Genomic DNA, 18,884 nt, shown 5'->3' on the forward strand with positions numbered 1-18,884 from the left:
TGGCAGCGTGCTTGCCAGCCGCCTTGCTGTCCGTCGCCTTGCCGCCCGCGAAGGCCTTGCCAGTGGTCGACTTGCCGTCGTTCTGGCGTGATGCCTTGCGCTTATCAGTGTCTGTCTTGCTCATGACATGAACCATTTCATCAATAGGAATTTCGCTTACGCAGGGTCGTCATCATCGACGGTCCCGGCAGCGGAGGAGTCATTGGGTGGCGTATCGCCAGCCCCGTCCTCATCTTCTGCACCGCGCAAACGTTGGCTGAGGCGCGCTTCGATCGTGGCGAAGTCGAACCCCGAGCCGGTGGACGCCATCCCGGCGTGATCATGTTCCGCCTGTGAGGCGGAGGGTCCTGCGGTATTCGGTGAATCATCCGCGACATCGAGCGCGCGCGCCTTCAGCGCCTCCTCCAGCTGCTCGGCGGTGATCTCCGGCGGCTGCCAGTCGGCGGGCACCTGAGCCCCCGTCGTCTCTGACGATGTCTCGTTTGAAGAAGTCTCGTCCGAGGAAGTCTCGGCTGACGGCGCATCAGCGGCTGTCGCATCGGGACCTGACGGAGCGGAATCCGGCGCATCATCGGCCGATGCCCCCCCGTCGCCCTCGCCATCCGGATCTTCCGGCAGCGGCAAGGTCTGTGAGGGCGGCACATCATACAGCTCCGCTTCCAGCTGTTCGAGTCCTTCGAAGCCTTTCAGTTCATGCACCGGCGGCAGCTCTTCCAATGTCTTGAGCCCGAAGTCGTCAAGAAACTGGCGCGTGGTGGCGAAGACCGCCGGCCGCCCCGGCACGTCACGGTGCCCGACCACCCGCACCCAGCCGCGCTCGACCAGGGTACGCATGATGGAAGAGCTGACCGTCACGCCACGCACCTGCTCAATATCACCACGGGTCACCGGTTGACGATAGGCCACCAGCGCCAGCGTCTCCAGCAGAGCGCGAGAATAGCGCTGCGGGCGTTCTTCCCACAGCCGTGACACCCAGGGAGAGAACTGCTGGCGAACACGCAGCCGCCAGCCACTGGCGGTCTCGATCAGTTCCAACGCACTGGCGTCGGCCGGATGGCGCTCTCCCAGCCGGCCCAGTGCCTCACGCAGCGCAGGCTTGGTGGGGCTTGAATATTCATCGAACAATCCCGCCAGACGCTCCAGCGTCAGCGGTTCACCGGCAGCCAGCAGCGCCGCTTCGATGATCTGGTCGAGGGGGGCATCGCGCGAACTCATGACGGCGCGTTCTCCTGCTCGTCGGATGGGGGGAAGGAAGGTGACGTCTGCGCATCCTCGAACGCCGCGTCATCGAACGCCGCGTCATCGTACGCTGCGTCATCGAACGCCCCCTGGTCGGCCGCCACCTCGTCTTCGTCGGCGAATTCCAGTGCCAGCCAGTCCTCGTCGTCCTCGCTGTCAGGCTCCGGCGTACGAGCACGCACGTGAATGGGCGACAGCGGCGCATTCTGCACGACCTCGATCAGCGCCTCCTTGGCCAGCTCCAGAATCGCCATGAAGCTGACCACCACGCCGGCACGCCCCTCTTCGAGGGTGAACAATCTCTCGAAGGGCGTGAAGTGCTCGTGGCTCAGCAGATTCATGATCGCCAGCATGCGCTCACGGGTCGACATCACCTCACGCGAGATGGTGTGCGCCTGGACGAGATCCGCCTGACGCAGGAGACCGGACAGCGCGCCGAGCAGCTCCGAGAGGTCCACTTCAGGGTGGACGACACGCGTCTCCAGCTCCGGCAGCTCCGCCGTGGCGACGAACCAGTCACGCCCCTGGCGTGGCATCTCGTCCAGCCCTTCGGCGGCCAGCTTGGTCTGCTCGTACTCCTGCAGACGCCGGATCAGCTCGGCGCGCGGGTCCTCTTCCTCGTCATCATCACTCTCCTTCGGCTGGCGCGGCAGCAGGCTGCGCGACTTGATCTCCGCCAGCATGGCGGCCATCAGCAGATATTCCCCGGCAAGGTCGATCTGCATGGCGTGCATCAGCTCGACGTACTCGATGTACTGATGCGTGATGGCCGCGACGTTGATGGCGAGGATGTCGAGGTTCTGACGACGGATGAGATACAGCAGCAGATCCAGCGGCCCCTCGAAGGTCTCGAGAAAGACCCGCAGCGCCTCAGGCGGGATGTAGAGATCCTGCGGCATCTCGGTGAGCGGCGTGTCGTTGACGCGCGCCAGCACGGCCGATCCCACTGCAGGTACGGTGATCAGCGGTGCGGGCTGATGCCCATCGGTCAGGGAAAAGCTGGCGCCATCGAGCAGGTCGCTCATGAAGTCTCCTGCAGGAGGCTGAAGTCGGGAGAACCAGGGCGGAGGATGCACCGGGTCGTCGGAGGCACCATCGAGCCGTACGGCGACCGGGGGACGGGCATTCTAGCCGTTCAGGGCCCATCCCCCAAGTCATGATGGTACCGAGAGCATGATGGTACCGAGAGTCATGATGGTACCGAGAGTCGCGATGAGGTCGAAGGTCATGGTGGCGCGGGGACCTGCCGGATTCGCGACGCCCTGTGCAAGACGGATCACCGATAGGTGAGGCCGATCACGCGTCGCAGCTCATCCAGAGTATCGCGAACGGTGTCCCGGGCACGCTCGGCACCCTCGGTCATCATGGTACGTACCTTGCCATGCTCGCCTTCCAGCGCCTCGGCGCGATCGCGGATCGGCGTCAGGGTGGCATCGATATGCTCGACCAGACAGCCCTTGCAGTCCAGGCAGCCGATACTGGCCTCACGACAGCCTGCGGCCGCCCACTTGCGGTCCGCTTCGGGAGTGAAGCTTTCATGCAGACTCCACAGCGGGCAACGCTCAGGGTCGCCCGGATCACTGCGCCGCACCCGCGCGGGGTCGGTGGGCATCTCGCGCACGCTGGCGTCTATCTCGGCACGCCCACTGCGCAGGAAGATGGCCTCCTCATGCGACGATAGCCGGGTCTTGAGCTCCATGCCCAGCAGCGGCTGGCTGTCCCCCTGCCAGTGTTCCGGCTCACCGAGGATGCGACGCCCGCCGCCTTCCAGATAGCCGAGCAGGCGCTCCTGCTGATTGCGGTTGAGCTTGCTGGTCTCGGCCAGCAGTCCACGCGCGCGCTCGAAGGCCTCAAGATCCCCCTCTTCCTGATAGTCACTCAGCCATTCGCGATACAGGCGACCACTCTTCTTGCCGAGTCGCGCGATGGCCCGCTCCGCCTGCTCCTCGAAGCCGGCGTCGCGTCCATAACGATGGTTGAAGCGCCTCGCCACCTCGCGGGTGAACTCGATGTGCGCACGCTGTTCCGGTCCGGCGGGCACGACCTCGCCCCGCAGCGCCAGGATGTCGGCCGCCTGCATCAGAGGGGCACCCAGCATCGCGAAACTGGCCCCCTGCTGCTCACCGAGTCCCGCCACCATCTCACGATAGCTGGGCAGACGCTCCAGCCATGCCTTGGGCGTCACGCTGGACAGGATCATGTGCACGTCGGTCAGCTCCGGCACCCACGACTGGATGAACAGGGTGGCGACCTTGGGGTTGATCCCACAGGCAAGGCAATCGATGACCATGGCCCAGCTGTACTGCTCGATTTCATGGGGCGCATGCCCACTGACCGCCAGCGCGTTCCAGTCGGCGATCAGAAAATAGGCATCGTGGTGGTACTGCAGCTCGGTCCAGCGTCGGATCACGGCATGATAGTGTCCGAGCGTCAGGTGTCCGCTGGGGCGTAAGCCGGACACCAGCCTGGCCGAGGTATCGGTGGCACTCACCTTGTGAGTTCTCCCTGAAACGTATGAAGCGGCCAGTCTAACAATCCCGGCCCCCGATCAGCATCCCCGTGACGTCGTGTCTCGTACGGGAGGCGTCATGCTCTGCGTCACGCAGACGACTCACCCCGCCGCGATGCCGGTGCGATAGCGCCCGGCGTAATCGAACAGCTTGTCACGGATCTGCCAGTAGCGGCCGCTCTTGCGCCCGATGACGAAGTCAGGGGCCTTGAGGCGCTCCTCACCGGCCAATACCTCGGCGATGTCCTTCGGCGCCCAGTCACTGCCCGGCGCCCGCAGGTGCCGGGCGAGAAAACTCAGGCGAAAGGCATGGCGCTGAGCGGACGTCTCGAGCGCGAACCACTCTGACAGATCGGTGCCATCCTCGTCGTAATAGGTCACTTTCAGACGCGGCAGTCCCCGCCCGTTGCGCGTCTCCTCCAGCTGCCAGCCGCTGACGCGCAGCACCCGTGCATCACGCAGCTTGAGCGCATCGCGCAGCTTGTCATCCGGGTCCACCAGCCGCGCCTGACAGGCGTGACAATGACGGGCGGCGATGTCATTGGCCTCGCCACACTGCGGACAGGCCTTGGCGCGATAGCGGAAATCACACTGCACCAGCGGCTTGCCCTCGCCGTCGGGCGACTCCACCAGCCCCTGGCAACGCCGCCCGAAGTGCTCCACCACCAGCTCTCCATCCTTGCGCCCCCAGAACAGATTGGCATTGCCGCACACGGGACACTCGACCTGCACGATCTCGGTATCCCCTGCCGGTTTGGGTGTGGTGACTTCCGGCGCGTAGAGATCCCAGGGATTGCCGGCGTAATCGAGAATCAGGCAGTCCGTCTTGCCGGGACTCAGGCGCAGCCCACGCCCGACGATCTGCTGATAGAGACTGACGGACTCGGTGGGCCGCAGGATGGCGATCAGGTCCACGTGCGGGGCATCGAAGCCGGTGGTGAGCACCGCCACGTTGACCAGATACTTGAGCTGCTGCGCCTTGAAGGCATGGATCAGGCGCTCGCGCTCATCGCCGGGCGTCTCACCGGTGATCAACGCCGCCTCACCCTTGGGCAGGAGCCCCGTGACCTCCTCGGCATGCTCGACGGTGGAGCAGAACACCATCACCCCACGTCGCTCGCGTGCCTGGGCGACGATATCCAGCACGATGCCTGGCGTCGCGCGTGAGCCCTGCACCACCTCGTTGAGCTCGGCCTCCTGGAAGCTGCCGCCGATCCCCGGTGCCAGCTGCGAGAAGTCATAGCGCGCCACGGCGACATCGACACGCCGCGGCTCGCTCAAAAAGCCCTGGCGCACCATCAGGCGCAACGGTTGCTCGAACACGCAGTCACGGAAGAAGCAGTCGTCATCACCGCGTACCATGCCGTGATAATGACGATGGAAGATGAAGCCCTGCCCGAGGCGATACGGCGTCGCCGTCAGCCCCAGCACCTTGAGGCGTGGATTTTGCTCACGCAGATGATGGATGACCTTGCGATAGCTGGCATCCTTCTCCAGCGAGACCCGGTGACACTCGTCGATCACCAGCAGCGTGAACGCACCTGTCTGCTCACCTGGCGTGAAGGCCGCGAGATTGCGCACCACCGACTGCACCGAGCCGAACACCACCTGACGCGCGGCCTGCTTGCGCTTGAGGCCGGCACTGAAGATGTCGGCCTCCTTGCCATAGGATTCGTACTTGGCGTGATTCTGCTCGACCAGCTCGCGCACATGCGCCAGCACCAGCACGCGCCCGCGCGCGATACGCGCAAGCTCCGCGATCACCAGTGACTTGCCGCTACCGGTGGGTAGCACGACCACCGCCGCCTCGTCACTCTTGCGGAAATGCTCCACGGTGCGCCGGACGGCTTCCTGCTGATAGGGACGTAGCTCAAACATGCCGGCTGTTCCCTGCAAGGACACGTGGGCCGGCCATGGGCAGCGGCATGATCAGAAAGAGTGGTGCAGACATGAGAGCTCGCCGGGTCACGGAAAAGGGGCACAGGTTGAGGGGCAATGGCCGCCCATGAGGGGTGAGGCAGCCATCCACCTGCAGAAGACCCATTATCCTGATCCCGCCCCCCGGCGGTAAAGCGACCGGGTGTGGATAACCCGAATGAAGGTCAGGTGCGCTCAGAAGCGCGGCGTGCGGCCTTCAAGCCTGGCGCCAACACATTCCATGTGCTCCGGCTGGCCGAGCAAGCCGGATTGCAGCCTGGCCTCCAGGGCAAGTGCCTCGCCCTCCGGTGCCGCCAGCGCCTCGGCATACAGCCGGGTGATGCAGCGAATCGCCCGGGGAGAACGTGTCGCGATCTCCCGCGCCAGCGCCAGTGCCTCTTCCCGCGGATTGGAGACCAGGCGCGTCACGAGCCCGGCTTCCTGGGCCTCGCGGGCGGCAACCTTGCGGCCGCTCCAGCTCAGTTCATGCAACCAGTCAGGACGCACTCCACGTGCCGTGACGCTGATGCCCATGTCAGGAATGATGCCCCAGTCGATCTCGAGCACCGCCAGGCGCGCATCCGGATCACACAGCCGGACATCCGCTCCCAGCGCGATCTGCAACCCGCCCCCGAAGACATTGCCCTGCAGGGCCGCGATCACCGGTACGCCGGCATCCCGCCAGCCCAGTGCCAGCTGCTGAACGGTATTGCGCTCAGGCGTGCAGCCATTGGCCCCCGCGACGAGCAACTGCGGCACCCGCGATGCCTCTCCCATGATGGCGGCCATGTCGAGCCCCGCGCAGAAACTGGCGCCTTCTCCGGATAGCACGATGGCTCGCAGCCCTCCCTCCTCGGCACGCGCCCGCAACTCTGCCTGGGCACCGAGGATGGCATCGATCATCGCCCAGTCGAGTCCATTGTGCTTGTCGGGTCGATTGAGGCGCACATCGGCGACATGCTCATTGATCATCACTGTCACGCGGCGTGCGGACGGGCACTTTGCGGCATCACTCATGGCGGCTCCCTCGAACGGCGAATGAAACGGCGGTCAGCGATTGCTCACGAGACACAACGGGCAGCCAATGCCCATGTCGACATCAGGTATCTGCGAGGCAAATGACAGATAGCGCAATCTCGAGGTCCAGTGTGGCTGTCCGCACGCCATCATGAAACGGTCGTTTGGTCGCAGAAGGTCCACACCCGGCCAATCGACATCACACGGCACCCTCTTGCATGACGTCTATTCGCGCTTGGCACCCGAGACGTCTGCCAGCGAGCGTGACTGGAAGCTGTCCGCCTGAGCCATCGCCCACACGCGGCGATAGAAGGGGAAATCATCCGCTTCCTTGAGCAAGGCGCCGGGCGTCAGGAAGGGGTGCAGGTGCGAGAAAAGACGCACCTCATTCTCCGACACGCGATGCACGAGATGGTCCGGAGTGATCTGCCACGGCGTCGAGAGCCCCGAGGCCGCGATGATTTCCGCCAGCGCATGCAGGGTGTTGTGATGGAAGTGCCGGACCTGCTCGGCCTTGTCTTCCACCACCAGCGACTTCTGTCGCAAATCATCCTGGGTGGCGATGCCCGTCGGACACTTGTTGGTATGACAGCTCAGCGACTGGATGCAGCCCAGGGCGAACATGTAACCGCGCGCGGCATTGACCCAATCCGCCCCCAAAGCCAGCACGCAGGCGATATCGAAGGCACTGATGATCTTGCCACTGGCGCCGATGCGCACGTCATCACGCAGCCCCGCGCCCACCAGGGTGTTGTGGACGAACAGCAGCCCTTCGCGCAGCGGTGTCCCGAGGTGATCGGTGAATTCCGTCGGCGCGGCTCCGGTGCCGCCCTCGCTGCCATCCACCACGATGAAGTCCGGCACGATTCCCGTTTCGCGCATTGCCTTGACGATGGCCATGAACTCCCAGGGCTGGCCCAGACACATCTTGAACCCGACCGGCTTGCCACCGGACAGCTCTCTCAGCCGCTGGATGAACTCCAGCAACTCGACAGGGGTACTGAAGGCACTGTGACTGGCCGGCGAGATGCAGTCCTCGCCCATCGGAATGTCCCGCGTCTCGGCGATCTCGCGGCTGATCTTGCTGGCTGGCAGCACACCGCCATGCCCCGGCTTGGCTCCCTGGCTCAGCTTTATCTCGATCATCTTCACTTGCTCGCTGGCCGCCTGACGGGCGAACTTCTCGGCATCGAAGCCCCCCTGCGCGGTGCGGCAGCCGAAATAGCCACTGCCCAGCTCCCAGATCAGATCGCCGGCGAATTCCCGATGGTAGGGGCTGATGCTGCCCTCGCCGGTATCGTGCGCGAATCCTCCCAGCATCGCGCCCTTGTTGAGCGCACGGATGGCATTGCCACTCAGCGAACCGAAACTCATCGCCGAGATGTTGAACAGCGAGGCACTGTAGGGCTGCGCACACTGCGTATTGCCGATCGTCAGACGGAAGTCACGAAAGTCAGGCACTTCGGAGGTCTGCATCGAGTGTCCGATGAATTCGTAACTGTCGGAGTAGACATCCAGCAAGGTACCGAAGGGCTGCGAGGAATTGCGCTGGCGTCCGCGGGCATAGACCAGCTCACGTTGCTTGTGGGAGAACGGTAGCTGGTCGGTATCCGACTCGAACAGGTACTGACGCATCTCCGGGCGCAGCGCCTTGAACAGATAGCGCATGTTGCCGATCACCGGGTAGTTGCGCCGCACGGCGTAATCCGACTGCCGCATGTCGTTGATGCCGACGGCGACCAACAGCAGAAAGATCACGGCCAGCGGCCACACCCAGGGGGTCTGCATCGTCAGAAGCAGACAGACGAGAGCCCCCAGCACACAGAGCAGAAAGACGGAATAACGCGGCAACAGCGACCATTTCAGCTTCATCACGACATCCTTGTAATGTGTCAGGCAGGGATTCGTGCCCCAGACCTCGAGGCATCCCCCACCTTAAGCCACCCGGCGTCCGACACCCAGCTCACGACGTGGAACGCCACGTTGAGGGAGCCAGATGCCGCCAGCCAATCGGCTCGCGCGTCAGTCAGAACGCAAGACGCCCCCATGGCGTTCACCATGGGGGCGTCGGTCAGGCAATCATCACCTGTGCATTGCGCACTCTCGCGGGATCAATCGACCCAACGACGTGCATTGCGGAACATGCGCAACCAGGCGCCATCCTGCTCCCAGTCATCCGGACGCCAGGAGTTGGTGACGGCGCGCGCCACACGCTCCGGGTGCGGCATCATGATGGTGACGCGCCCGTCGTTGGTGGTGAGACCAGTGATACCGGACGGCGAGCCGTTCGGGTTGGCCGGATAACGCGTGGTGGTCTGGCCATAGTTGTCGACGTAGCGCAGTGCCACCTGGCCGCTGCTCTGCATCTTGCGCAGGTGAGCGCTGTCGCGGAACTCGGCACGCCCTTCACCATGCGCGATGGCGATCGGCAGGCGCGAGCCTTCCATGCCATCGAGGAACAGCGAGGCACTCTTCTCGACCTCGACCATCGCGACACGCGCCTCGAACTGCTCGGACTCGTTGCGCACAAAGCGCGGCCAGGCCTCGGCCCCCGGGATCAGCTCCTTGAGCTGGGAGAGCATCTGGCAACCGTTGCAGACGCCCAGCGCGAAGCTGTCGTCACGCTGGAAGAAGCGCTCGAACTGTTCACGCGCACGCGCATTGAACAGCACCGACTTGGCCCAGCCGCCGCCGGCGCCCAGCACGTCACCGTAGGAGAAGCCGCCACAGGCGACCAGACCCCGCATGGTGTCCAGATCGACACGTCCTTCAAGGATGTCGCTCATGTGGACGTCCACCGCCTCGAAGCCGGCGCGGTCGAAGCTTGCCGCCATCTCGAGCTGACCATTGACGCCCTGCTCACGCAGGATCGCCATGCGCGGACGTGCACCGGTGTTCAAGTACGGCGCCGCGATGTCCTCGTTGACGTCGAAGGTGGCCTGGACGGAGAGACCCGGATCACGCACGTCGTTGATGGACTCGAATTCGCTCTTGGCACAATCGGCGTTGTCACGCGCGGCCTGCATGCGATAGCTGGTCTCGGCCCACAGACGCTCGGCACTGGCACGCGTGGTGGAGAGCAGGTTCTGGCCCAGCAGCGTGATGTTGATCTGCTCATCATGACGCGGCGTGGCGATCACGCCACTGTGCTCGAGACCCACGGCCTTGAGCTCGGCGAGAATGGACTCGGTGTGCTCGCGACGCACCTGCACCACGGCACCCAGCTCTTCCGCGAACAGCGCGCCGGTGGCCTGACCCGGCTCGGCGGCGGTCCAGTCGAGGGAGATGTCGAGACCGACACGTCCCGCGAAGGACATTTCCATCAGGGTGGTCAACAGGCCGCCGTCGCTGCGGTCGTGATAGGCCAGCAGCTTGCCTTCGACATTGAAGCGCTGGATGGCCTCGAAGAAGTGCTTGAGGTCTTCCGGCTTGGCAAGATCCGGCGCGTCATTGCCGACCTGTCCATAGACCTGCGCCAGCGCTGAGCCACCGAGACGGTGAGCGCCATGGCCGAGATCGATCAGGATCAGGTCCGTCTCCACGGCCTCGCCATTCAGCGTGCGACGCAGCTGCGGCGTGAGGGTACGCATGGCGTCGGTGACCGGCGCGAAGCCTGTCATCACCAGCGACAGCGGCGCGGTGATCGACTTGTCTTCGCCGTTCTCGTCCTGCCAGGCGGTACGCATGGACATCGAGTCCTTGCCGACCGGAATGGTCAGATCCAGCGCCGGGCACAGTTCCATGCCGACGGCGTGGACGGCATCAAACAGCGCCTGATTCTCGCCGGTGTGATCGGCAGCGCTCATCCAGTTGGCGGAGAGCTTGATGTCAGACAGCTTGGCGATCGGCGCGGCGGCGAGGTTGGTGATCACCTCGGCCACGGCCAGACGCGCGGAGGCGGCCGGCGAGATCAGCGCGACCGGCGTGCGCTCGCCCATCGCCATCGCTTCACCGACGTGGCTGTCGAGGGAGCTGGTGGTGACGGCGCAATCCGCCACCGGCACCTGCCACGGACCGACCATCTGGTCACGCGCAACCATGCCGGTGATCGAGCGGTCACCGATGGTGATCAGGAATTTCTTGGAGGCGACGGTGGGCAGCTGCAGCACACGGGTCATCGCTTCACGCGGGTCGAGGTTGTCCAGTGCCAGTGCCGGCAGTTCCAGCGCCTGACGTTCGAAGCTGCGTGACATCTTGGGCGGCTTGCCGAACAGCACGTCCATCGGCAGGTCGACCGGACGCGTATCGAAGTGACCATCCTTGACGATCAGCTCATGCTCTTCCAGTGCTTCCCCGACCACGGCGTAGAGGCAGCGCTCACGCTCGCACAGCGCTTCGAAGGTGGCCAGATTCTCCGGCGCCACCGCCAGCACGTAGCGCTCCTGGGATTCGTTGCACCAGATTTCCAGCGGACTCATGCCGGATTCGGCGCTCGGCACGGCGCGCAGATCGAACAGACCACCGCGACCGCCATCCTTGACCAGCTCCGGCAGTGCGTTGGACAGACCGCCCGCGCCGACATCGTGGATGAAGCAGATCGGGTTCTTGTCATCCAGCGCCCAGCAGCGATCGATGACTTCCTGCACGCGACGCTCCATCTCGGCGTTGTCACGCTGCACGGAGGCGAAGTCGAGGTCTTCGCTGGAGCTGCCGGAGGCCATGGAAGAGGCGGCACCGCCACCCAGACCGATCAGCATCGCCGGGCCACCCATCACGATCAACTTGGCACCGACCGGAATGTCGCCCTTCTCGACGTGCTGACTGCGGATGTTGCCGTAACCGCCCGCCAGCATGATCGGCTTGTGATAGCCGCGACGCTCGATACCACCGGCGCCGAAGGCATCCTGCTCATAGGTACGGAAGTAGCCGTTGAGATTGGGGCGGCCGAATTCGTTGTTGAAGGCAGCGCCACCGATCGGACCTTCGAGCATGATGTCGTAGGCGGTCTTGATGCGCTCCGGCTTGCCGTAGTCGTGCTCCCACGGCTGCTCGAAGCCCGGAATACGCAGGTTGGAGACGCTGAAGCCGGTCAGACCCGCTTTCGGCTTGGAGCCGACACCGGTCGCGCCTTCATCACGAATCTCGCCACCGGCACCGGTCGCGGCGCCCGGATAGGGGGCGATGGCGGTCGGGTGGTTGTGAGTCTCGACCTTCATCAGGATGTTGATCGGTTCCTGATGATAGGTATAGATGTGGCCTTCGCCTGTCGGGAAGTAACGCCCTGCGGTCGGGCCTGCCATGACGGCGGCATTGTCACTGTAGGCGGACAGCACGCCATCCGGATGATGCTGGTAGGTGTTCTTGATCATCTTGAACAGCGAGTGCGACTGCGCTTCGCCGTCGATGGTCCAGTCCGCATTGAAGATCTTGTGGCGGCAATGCTCGGAGTTCGCCTGGGCGAACATCATCAGTTCGATGTCGGCAGGATTGCGGCCCAGAGTCTTGAAGGACTCGACCAGATAATCGATCTCGTCATCCGCCAGTGCCAGGCCCAGAGAGCCATTGGCCTGCACCAGTGCGTCACGACCACCGCCGAGGATGTCGACATGGGCAAGCTTTGCCGGGGCCTGATGCTGGAAGAGGCGCGCCGCGTCCTGAGTACGCGTCAGCACCGTTTCGGTCATGCGGTCGTGCAGGCGGGAAGACAGCGTGGCGAAGAGTTCTTCGCTCAGAGGGGCGTCGAGCTTGATGCGATAGGCGATGCCACGTTCGAGGCGGCGGACTTGCGGGAGACCACAGTTGGCAGCGATGTCGGTGGCCTTGGAAGACCAGGGCGACAGCGTGCCGAGGCGGGGAACGACGAGGAAGAGATGACCTTCGGGAGAACTCTCGTCGCGACTGGGGCCGTAGTCCAGCAGACGCTCGAGCGTGGTCCGGTCGGTACTGCTCAGTTCACCATCGACCTCGGCCAGATGCAGGTACTCGGCATGAAGGGATTCCACCTCCGGCACCAGCTCGCGCAATGCAGCCAGTAGACGGGAGTGACGGAAGGCGGAAAGGGCAGGCGCGCCTCGCAGTTCGAGCATGGTCAGGGAAAGCCTCTGAAGCAGCGTGAACGGACAACCGCCGAGCGGCGGCAGCAAGCGCATATCATACGTGAAAGCCGCCCGTGAACGAAGCCCGACAGTCACATGCGTTGGATGACAGTGTGAAGCGCTGTCGGTATGGTGAAACCCCTGCCGTGAATGATGCTGACGCATGCTCAAGACCTCGCTTTCCTCCCTCATCACGCCCCTGCAAGCACTGCTGCGCCATTCGCGCCGGTGGCTTGCGCTCGTGGTGATGGCGCTGGCCCTGCTGTTGCCGGAAAAGACCCTGATCGCCCCGCCCTCCCGGCTTGACGATGTTCGCACGCGCGACTTCCTTCAGGTGGTGACTCGCAACAGCCCGACCACCTACTACCGTGGCCGTCAGGGCCCCACCGGTTTCGAGTATGAGCTGGCGCGAGACTTTGCCGACTACCTCGGCGTCAGCCTGTCGATGGATGCAGAACACAATATCGAATCCCTCACCCGAAGCGTGCGTGATGATCAGGCCGATTTTGCCGCCGCCACCCTCCCTCTTGACCTGTCAGAGCAGGGGCTGCGCTTCACTCGCCCGATTCTCGAACTGCAGGCGATGGTGGTCTATCGACGCGGAATGCAACCGCCCAGAGAGCTTGAAGATCTGGTCGGCAAGCGGATCGGCGTCATCAAGGGAGCCGGTACCAGCCTGATTCTGCATGAGCTTCAACAGCAGCTTCCCGAGCTCAGCTGGAAGGAAACCGGCGAACTCGAGGTGGCCGACCTCCTGCAGCGCATCGAGGAAGACAGCCTGGACGTGGCGGTCGTCTACGCCCACCAGTTCAAGCTCAATCGGCTGTTCTTCCCCAATGTGGAGAACGGCTTCACCGTGGGGGACCCATTGACTCTGGCCTGGGCCTTCCCGGCGCAGGGAGATATCTCCTTGCTGAGCGCTGCCAACGATTTTCTCGAGACACGCAGCGAGGATGGCACCCTGGACCAGCTGGTCGACCAGTACTTCGGGCATGATGACTATCTGGAATATGTGGGCGCACGTACCTTCATCCGCCAGGCACGAGAGCGGCTCCCGCGCTACATCGATACCTTCAAGCAAGCCGCTCGCGATACCGGCATCGATTGGAAACTGCTGGCGGCGGTGGGGTACCAGGAATCCCATTGGCAACCGAAAGCGACGTCACCTACCGGGGTACGTGGGCTGATGATGCTGACCAACGCCACCGCCCGCGAGATGAACGTGGCCAATCGTTTGGACCCCGTCCAGAGTATCGATGGCGGGTCACGCTATCTTGTGAGTATAAAGGGACGTCTTCCCGAAGGGATTCAGGAGCCGGACCGGACCTGGATGACATTGGCAGCCTACAATGTCGGTCTCGGGCACCTGCTGGATGCCAGGCGCATCGTGCGCATGAAAGGTGGCAACCCCGATCACTGGAAGGATGTGCGCGAGGCATTGCCTCTGCTGCAGAAACGCCAATGGTATCAACAGGTACGTTATGGCTATGCCCGCGGTGGTGAGCCTGTCATCTATGTACGCAACATCCGGCGGTATTATGAAATACTCAACTATGTTTACCGCAGTCAGCAGCAGTTCTATCAGCTGAATGAGCGCCAGATAACCGATGATGAAGGGGACAACAATCCCTTCGATACCGTCCCCCCGATCCTGTGATCCATGAACAAGGTAGTGGGAAACCTGTCGGCGACTCGTGACAGGCGAGAAAAGCGCGCACGGGGCGTGGTGCATCAGGAGCTTCTAAGGACAGGGAATGACACGCAGATTCATCTTGATGTTGCTTGGCCTGCTTGCCTTCGGCGTCGCCTTGCTGGGCCTCTGGCCTCGCGCCGGCCACGAAGCCAATGCACTGCTGTTGATCATGCTGACATTGCAGGCGGCAGGGCAGACTGCGTGGCACTGGCGAAACCTGTTCCTCAGTCCACTGTTTCTCGGCATGTCCCTGCTCATCAACCTGGTGCTTACCTGCACCTTTCTCTTGCCGGAAAGCTGGGTCGGTGTCGATCATTGGGGCGCGTTGCTGACCGCCCTGCCCGGTGACTGGCATGTCGCCAACATTCGCCCTCCGATTCTGATTCTGCTGGCATGCCTGGGGCTCAACTGCTGTTCTCTCTTGCGGATGCGCCTGGGCTTCGGCGCCACGATACAGCTGGCGCAGACGACTCTCATACTGATCTTCGCCATCATCGCCGACCCGAGTCTCTCCGTGGCCAGCATGCCGCTGGTAGGGGTGGAGCGAACCACGCTGCTTGCCTTCCTGGGCTTGCTTCTGGCTGCACAATGGCTGGATCTGCTGCCAGCGCTCACTCGCATGTGGCGACGCAACGTGCTACCCCTGGCCATCTCTGCCTCCATCACGCTCGTCTGTCTTCTGGCGTGGCAACAGCAGACCAAGGATGAGAACAACCGCATCAACCAGGCGACCTATGTACTGGGCGACAAGATCGCGACACAGCTGTCACGCGAGATCGATGATCAACTCAATGCCATGCGGCGCTTCGCCGGCTTCTGGAGCCTGATGGGGCAGACACCTTCACGGGGTGAATGGCAACGTCTGGCACGAAATTATTACAATGATTTCAATTACTTCCAGAATATCGCCTTCATTGATCCCGACAGCGTGGTGACTCTGGTATTCCCCGACAAGGGCGGCAACCATGATCTGCTGGGCGTGAGGCTATTTGATGCCCAGCCAGATACCCCCCTGCGCAATCCGCTGGAGCTGGGCATTGAAGGCCACACCGGCATCATCGATCTCCTGCAGGGCGGCAAGGGCATGGTGTCCTACCTGCCTGTACGCAATCCGCGTGATGGAGACATCCTCGGCGCCATCGCCATGGTGGTAGATCTGGCACCGCTGCTGGACCAGGCACTGGATGCCGCCCGCAATGATGCCTTTGCCATCACGTTGTCAGAACGCAGCAATGTCTACATTCATGTAGGCCCGGAAAGCCGTCTTGCTCCCTGGGGGCATCGAATCCCCATCGAACTTCCCGCCACGGACCTGACGCTGGGCTTGCAGCCGACGCAGCATTACCTCGCAGCAAGCCGTGGCCGCCTGCCAGAAGTCACGCTCCTGACCGGCATCATGCTCTCGTATCTGCTCTTCCTGGTGGTCTACATGTACCGCCGCGTCTCCCAGGAGCATGGCATCGTCAAGCAAGCCAACGATGCCCTGAAGGAAGAGATGACGCGCCGAGAGCGACTGCAGAACGAGATACAATGGCTGGCACGTCATGATGAGCTGACCCAGCTCCCCAATCGCCGTTATTTCCTCGAACAGGTGCAGACCTTCAATGGCCAGATGCCACTGACGGTGATGATACTGGACATCGATTTCTTCAAATCGATCAACGACAAGCTGGGGCACCTCGAGGGCGATCGCTACCTGCAGAAGATAGCCTCGGTATCGCGAGCGCCTGTCGAGGCAGCGGGAGGGATTCTGGCACGTTTCGGCGGCGAGGAATTCGTCGTCTGCATCCCCGAATGCCCCCGTGCTGTCGGCCGGACGCTCGCGGAAGAGCTACGTCGTGCCGTACAGGCGGCAGGCCTCCCCCAGCCTGCCACGGACAGTGTCGTCACCGTCTCGGTTGGCATGGCCTGCGTGGCCAGAGCACCTCTGCGACTGGAAGCACTGCTTCAGGCTGCGGATGAGGCGCTGTATCGCGCCAAGTCCAGTGGGCGCAATCAGGTCCAGGTCGCCGCCTGAAGCCTCATGCTCCCTTGAAGCACCGGCTTCATCGCAGGGTCATGGCAAGCGCCGAGTCAGGGTGACGCATCGGTTGGCAACGCGGCAGCGCGCCGCTCGGCGAAGAACTGCTTGAGCAGGCGTTTCGCCTGGGCAGCCAGCACCCCACCTTCTATCTGTACCTGATGGTTATGCCACGGCTGCACGAAGAGGTTGGCCCGAGACTCCACCATCCCCGTCTTCGGCTCAGCGGCACCATATACCACGCGCGCCACACGGGCATGGATCAGGGCACCACTGCACATCATGCAGGGCTCGAGGGTGACATAGAGCGTGCAGTCATCAAGCCGATAGTTGCCAAGCCGGGCCGCTGCTGAACGCAGTGCCTGAATCTCGGCGTGTGCCGTCGGATCCGGAGTCCCCACCGGGGCATTGAACCCGCTCCCGATGATCTCCCCCTGTGGGTTCACCACGACGGCCCCCACCGGCACCTCTCCGGCCTCCAATGCCAGCCGCGCCTGATCCAGGGCGCGGTGCATGTAGTACTGATCCTTGCGAGGCATCGCCGCCTCAGACCTCACGCTCTCGTCGCTCACCGTCATTCTCCGGTATCCTGATGTCATTGGCGCAAGCGACATGATACCGACTAATGCCAACCCGCTCATTTGCTCGTATCAAAGCCGCTTGCCGTGACTCTTTTTCCTGAAGGATGGGACGATGACCGACGCTTCACCGACACCGCTTGAATCACTCGTCACCTTGCTGGGGCTGGAAACTCTGGAAGAGAATCTCTTCCGGGGTCACAGCCAGGATCTCGGCTTTCCACAACTGTTCGGGGGGCAGGTACTTGGCCAAGCGTTGTCCGCCGCGACACGCACCGTCCCCTCGGAACGGAAGGTGCATTCGCTGCATGGCTACTTTCTTCGCCCGGGGGATGCTCACAAGCCAGTCGTCTACCAGGTCGATGGCGTACGTGATGGCGGCAGCTTCACGACCCGGCGCATCAGCGCCATCCAGAACGGCAAGACCATCTTCTTCTGCAGCGCCTCCTTCCATGGCAAGGAAGAGGGCTTCACGCATCAGCTCGCCATGCCCGATATCGAATCCCCTGAGCAGTTGATCGAACAGGGGGCACGCATCGAACGTTACGAGGGCCATCCCATCGAGTTCCTGCGCATGAAGGCCCCGGCTACGACAAGCGAGGGCGCGTCATCAGCGCCACCTCGTCAGCGCCTCTGGTTCCGTCTTTCAGGCGAGCTGCCGGAAGATGATGCTCTGCACCGTTATCTCCTGACCTACAGCTCCGACTTCAACCTGCTGGCCACTGCGCTGGGAGGACACGGTGTACGCTTCGGCTCCCCGGAGCTGCAGATGGCCAGCCTGGATCACTCACTCTGGTTCCACCAGGATGTTCGCGTCAACGACTGGTTGCTGTACGAGATGGATAGCCCGTGGGCAGGCGGCGCTCGCAGCTTCTCACGCGGCAGCCTCTACAATCGCCATGGCGAATTGGTCGCGTCAAGCGCTCAGGAAGGGCTGACGCGCCTGCGCCAACGCTCCTGAACGATCGATGGAACGACGATGCCCCTCTTGAGAAGCACTCTTGAGGGGCATCGTTTGTTCTGACTTGCAGCCAAGGGGTCGTGCTGCAACCACCGCCATTGCCACGAGATGCTGATCACTTCAGTGCCGTTCGGACCCGCGTACAGTTCTCGTCCCGATAACGCTGCTTGTAGTCATTGCGCTGAGACTGCCAACTACGCATCTGGCTTGAAGACCCACCGCCACGACGCATGGCGGTATAATATTCGATCTTGTTCTTGATGAACTGGCAACGTTTTATCTTCTCTTCACGCTCACCAGCAGATGCTGCTCCTGAAGCCGTCAGACCTATCAAGAGCACCATCAACGCTGCCAGCAATGACCTTGATGGGATAAATGAAAAGTATTTCGACATGCCGCCTCCTTGCGCGCGTTCACGAATAGTCCCGTGCGTGGTATTCAATGACATCGCAATCATCGATCAGGTTCTGCAGTAGAGAGAATATCCCCCGAGAACGTGGAATGCCTGCCCATGAGACTGATCATCAGCAGAGTACTGCCGTACTTCACCCTCCGTACTGATCAATAAACAAGAAAGCCGCTATCACGAAAATGATAGCGGCTTCTTGAGTCAATGTTTCAGCGGGCTTCGCTTATCCATGGCCCTCTCTCGCACAACCTTCTGAGAGCACGACTTTTCTCACTCACAAAGAGAACCGCCCCTGCAGCTGGGCTGCAGGGGCGGTTCAGTATAAGTGCCTGACGATGACCTACTCTCACATGGAGAAACTCCACACTACCATCGGCGCTAAGCGGTTTCACTTCCGAGTTCGGCATGGGATCGGGTGGTTCACGCTCGCTATGGTCGTCAGGCGAAACGGTGGCATCTTGCGATGCCTGAGTCCCGAGGCTTGTGGCCTCGCGACTCGCAATATG

12 protein-coding genes and 1 rRNA gene are annotated in these 18,884 nt (G+C 62.7%); 3 read left to right on the forward strand and 10 right to left on the reverse strand.

The annotated features are described in order from the left end of the window. Positions 1 to 156 precede the first annotated feature (156 nt). From scpB to purL, 7 genes are all read right to left on the reverse strand, one after another. Positions 157 to 1,215 carry an SMC-Scp complex subunit ScpB gene (gene scpB, locus BOH68_RS15045; RefSeq protein ID WP_077380178.1) on the reverse strand — a complete coding sequence of 353 codons (1,059 nt, stop codon included), beginning with the start codon at positions 1,213 to 1,215 and terminating at the stop codon, positions 157 to 159. Continuing rightward, positions 1,212 to 2,264, reverse strand: coding sequence for a segregation and condensation protein A (locus BOH68_RS15050; RefSeq protein ID WP_077380180.1), 1,053 nt, complete (start codon positions 2,262 to 2,264; stop codon positions 1,212 to 1,214). Before BOH68_RS15050 ends, scpB begins: the two co-directional genes overlap by 4 nt. Before the next feature lie 251 nt (positions 2,265 to 2,515). Beyond that, the gene (locus BOH68_RS15055) at positions 2,516 to 3,730 is read right to left on the reverse strand and encodes a nucleotidyl transferase family protein (RefSeq protein ID WP_169477286.1); all 1,215 of its coding nucleotides are present in this window, start codon (positions 3,728 to 3,730) and stop codon (positions 2,516 to 2,518) included. A gap of 120 nt (positions 3,731 to 3,850) precedes the next feature. Continuing rightward, entirely contained in the window at positions 3,851 to 5,626 is a 1,776-nt protein-coding gene (locus BOH68_RS15060; protein WP_077380184.1) for a DEAD/DEAH box helicase, read from the reverse strand. Positions 5,627 to 5,860: 234 nt separating this feature from the next. Continuing rightward, positions 5,861 to 6,682 carry a crotonase/enoyl-CoA hydratase family protein gene (locus tag BOH68_RS15065; protein ID WP_077380186.1) on the reverse strand — a complete coding sequence of 274 codons (822 nt, stop codon included), beginning with the start codon at positions 6,680 to 6,682 and terminating at the stop codon, positions 5,861 to 5,863. 225 nt (positions 6,683 to 6,907) lie between these two features. Then, complete coding sequence (locus BOH68_RS15070) at positions 6,908 to 8,554, reverse strand: FMN-binding glutamate synthase family protein (RefSeq protein ID WP_077380188.1); 1,647 nt, start codon at positions 8,552 to 8,554, stop codon at positions 6,908 to 6,910. A 239-nt stretch (positions 8,555 to 8,793) separates the two neighbouring features. Continuing rightward, a complete protein-coding gene (gene purL / locus BOH68_RS15075) occupies positions 8,794 to 12,708 on the reverse strand; it encodes a phosphoribosylformylglycinamidine synthase (protein ID WP_077380230.1) in 3,915 nt (1,304 codons plus the stop codon). A 172-nt stretch (positions 12,709 to 12,880) separates the two neighbouring features. Here purL and mltF point away from each other — a divergent pair, with 172 nt between their 5' ends. Together mltF and BOH68_RS15085 are read left to right on the forward strand one after the other, a co-directional pair. Then, positions 12,881 to 14,374, forward strand: coding sequence for a membrane-bound lytic murein transglycosylase MltF (mltF, locus tag BOH68_RS15080; protein WP_077380190.1), 1,494 nt, complete (start codon positions 12,881 to 12,883; stop codon positions 14,372 to 14,374). 97 nt (positions 14,375 to 14,471) lie between these two features. Further along, the gene (locus tag BOH68_RS15085; protein ID WP_077380192.1) at positions 14,472 to 16,427 is read left to right on the forward strand and encodes a GGDEF domain-containing protein; all 1,956 of its coding nucleotides are present in this window, start codon (positions 14,472 to 14,474) and stop codon (positions 16,425 to 16,427) included. Positions 16,428 to 16,483: 56 nt separating this feature from the next. Here the strand turns inward: BOH68_RS15085 and tadA are convergent, their stop codons facing one another. Next, positions 16,484 to 16,969: a tRNA adenosine(34) deaminase TadA gene (tadA, locus tag BOH68_RS15090; protein ID WP_083730713.1), complete on the reverse strand. Its 486-nt coding sequence runs from the start codon at positions 16,967 to 16,969 to the stop codon at positions 16,484 to 16,486. A 154-nt stretch (positions 16,970 to 17,123) separates the two neighbouring features. On the opposite strand from tadA, the gene BOH68_RS15095 reads away from it, so the two are divergent. Further along, positions 17,124 to 17,969, forward strand: a complete 846-nt coding sequence (locus BOH68_RS15095) for an acyl-CoA thioesterase (protein WP_077380196.1) — start codon at positions 17,124 to 17,126, stop codon at positions 17,967 to 17,969. A gap of 115 nt (positions 17,970 to 18,084) precedes the next feature. On the opposite strand, the gene BOH68_RS15100 is transcribed toward BOH68_RS15095, so the two are convergent. Further along, positions 18,085 to 18,363, reverse strand: coding sequence for a hypothetical protein (locus BOH68_RS15100; RefSeq protein WP_077380198.1), 279 nt, complete (start codon positions 18,361 to 18,363; stop codon positions 18,085 to 18,087). Between the two features lie 342 nt (positions 18,364 to 18,705). Then, positions 18,706 to 18,821: ribosomal RNA gene (gene rrf / locus BOH68_RS15105) — 5S ribosomal RNA — on the reverse strand. Positions 18,822 to 18,884 lie beyond the last annotated feature (63 nt).

It is taken from the genome of Cobetia sp. MM1IDA2H-1, from assembly GCF_002916775.2.
Lineage (GTDB): Bacteria > Pseudomonadota > Gammaproteobacteria > Pseudomonadales > Halomonadaceae > Cobetia > Cobetia marina.

What these genes read in the sequence shown, in the direction of transcription:
- BOH68_RS15095 (WP_077380196.1), top strand. Translation starts at nt 17,124, where the DNA reads ATGACCGACGCTTCACCGACACCGCTTGAATCACTCGTCACCTTGCTG.
- BOH68_RS15050 (WP_077380180.1), bottom strand. Translation starts at nt 2,264, where the DNA reads ATGAGCGACCTGCTCGATGGCGCCAGCTTTTCCCTGACCGATGGGCAT.
- BOH68_RS15085 (WP_077380192.1), top strand. Translation starts at nt 14,472, where the DNA reads ATGACACGCAGATTCATCTTGATGTTGCTTGGCCTGCTTGCCTTCGGC.
- purL (WP_077380230.1), bottom strand. Translation starts at nt 12,708, where the DNA reads ATGCTCGAACTGCGAGGCGCGCCTGCCCTTTCCGCCTTCCGTCACTCC.
- mltF (WP_077380190.1), top strand. Translation starts at nt 12,881, where the DNA reads ATGCTCAAGACCTCGCTTTCCTCCCTCATCACGCCCCTGCAAGCACTG.
- BOH68_RS15065 (WP_077380186.1), bottom strand. Translation starts at nt 6,682, where the DNA reads ATGAGTGATGCCGCAAAGTGCCCGTCCGCACGCCGCGTGACAGTGATG.
- tadA (WP_083730713.1), bottom strand. Translation starts at nt 16,969, where the DNA reads ATGCCTCGCAAGGATCAGTACTACATGCACCGCGCCCTGGATCAGGCG.
- BOH68_RS15100 (WP_077380198.1), bottom strand. Translation starts at nt 18,363, where the DNA reads ATGTCGAAATACTTTTCATTTATCCCATCAAGGTCATTGCTGGCAGCG.
- BOH68_RS15070 (WP_077380188.1), bottom strand. Translation starts at nt 8,554, where the DNA reads ATGAAGCTGAAATGGTCGCTGTTGCCGCGTTATTCCGTCTTTCTGCTC.
- BOH68_RS15060 (WP_077380184.1), bottom strand. Translation starts at nt 5,626, where the DNA reads ATGTTTGAGCTACGTCCCTATCAGCAGGAAGCCGTCCGGCGCACCGTG.
- scpB (WP_077380178.1), bottom strand. Translation starts at nt 1,215, where the DNA reads ATGAGTTCGCGCGATGCCCCCCTCGACCAGATCATCGAAGCGGCGCTG.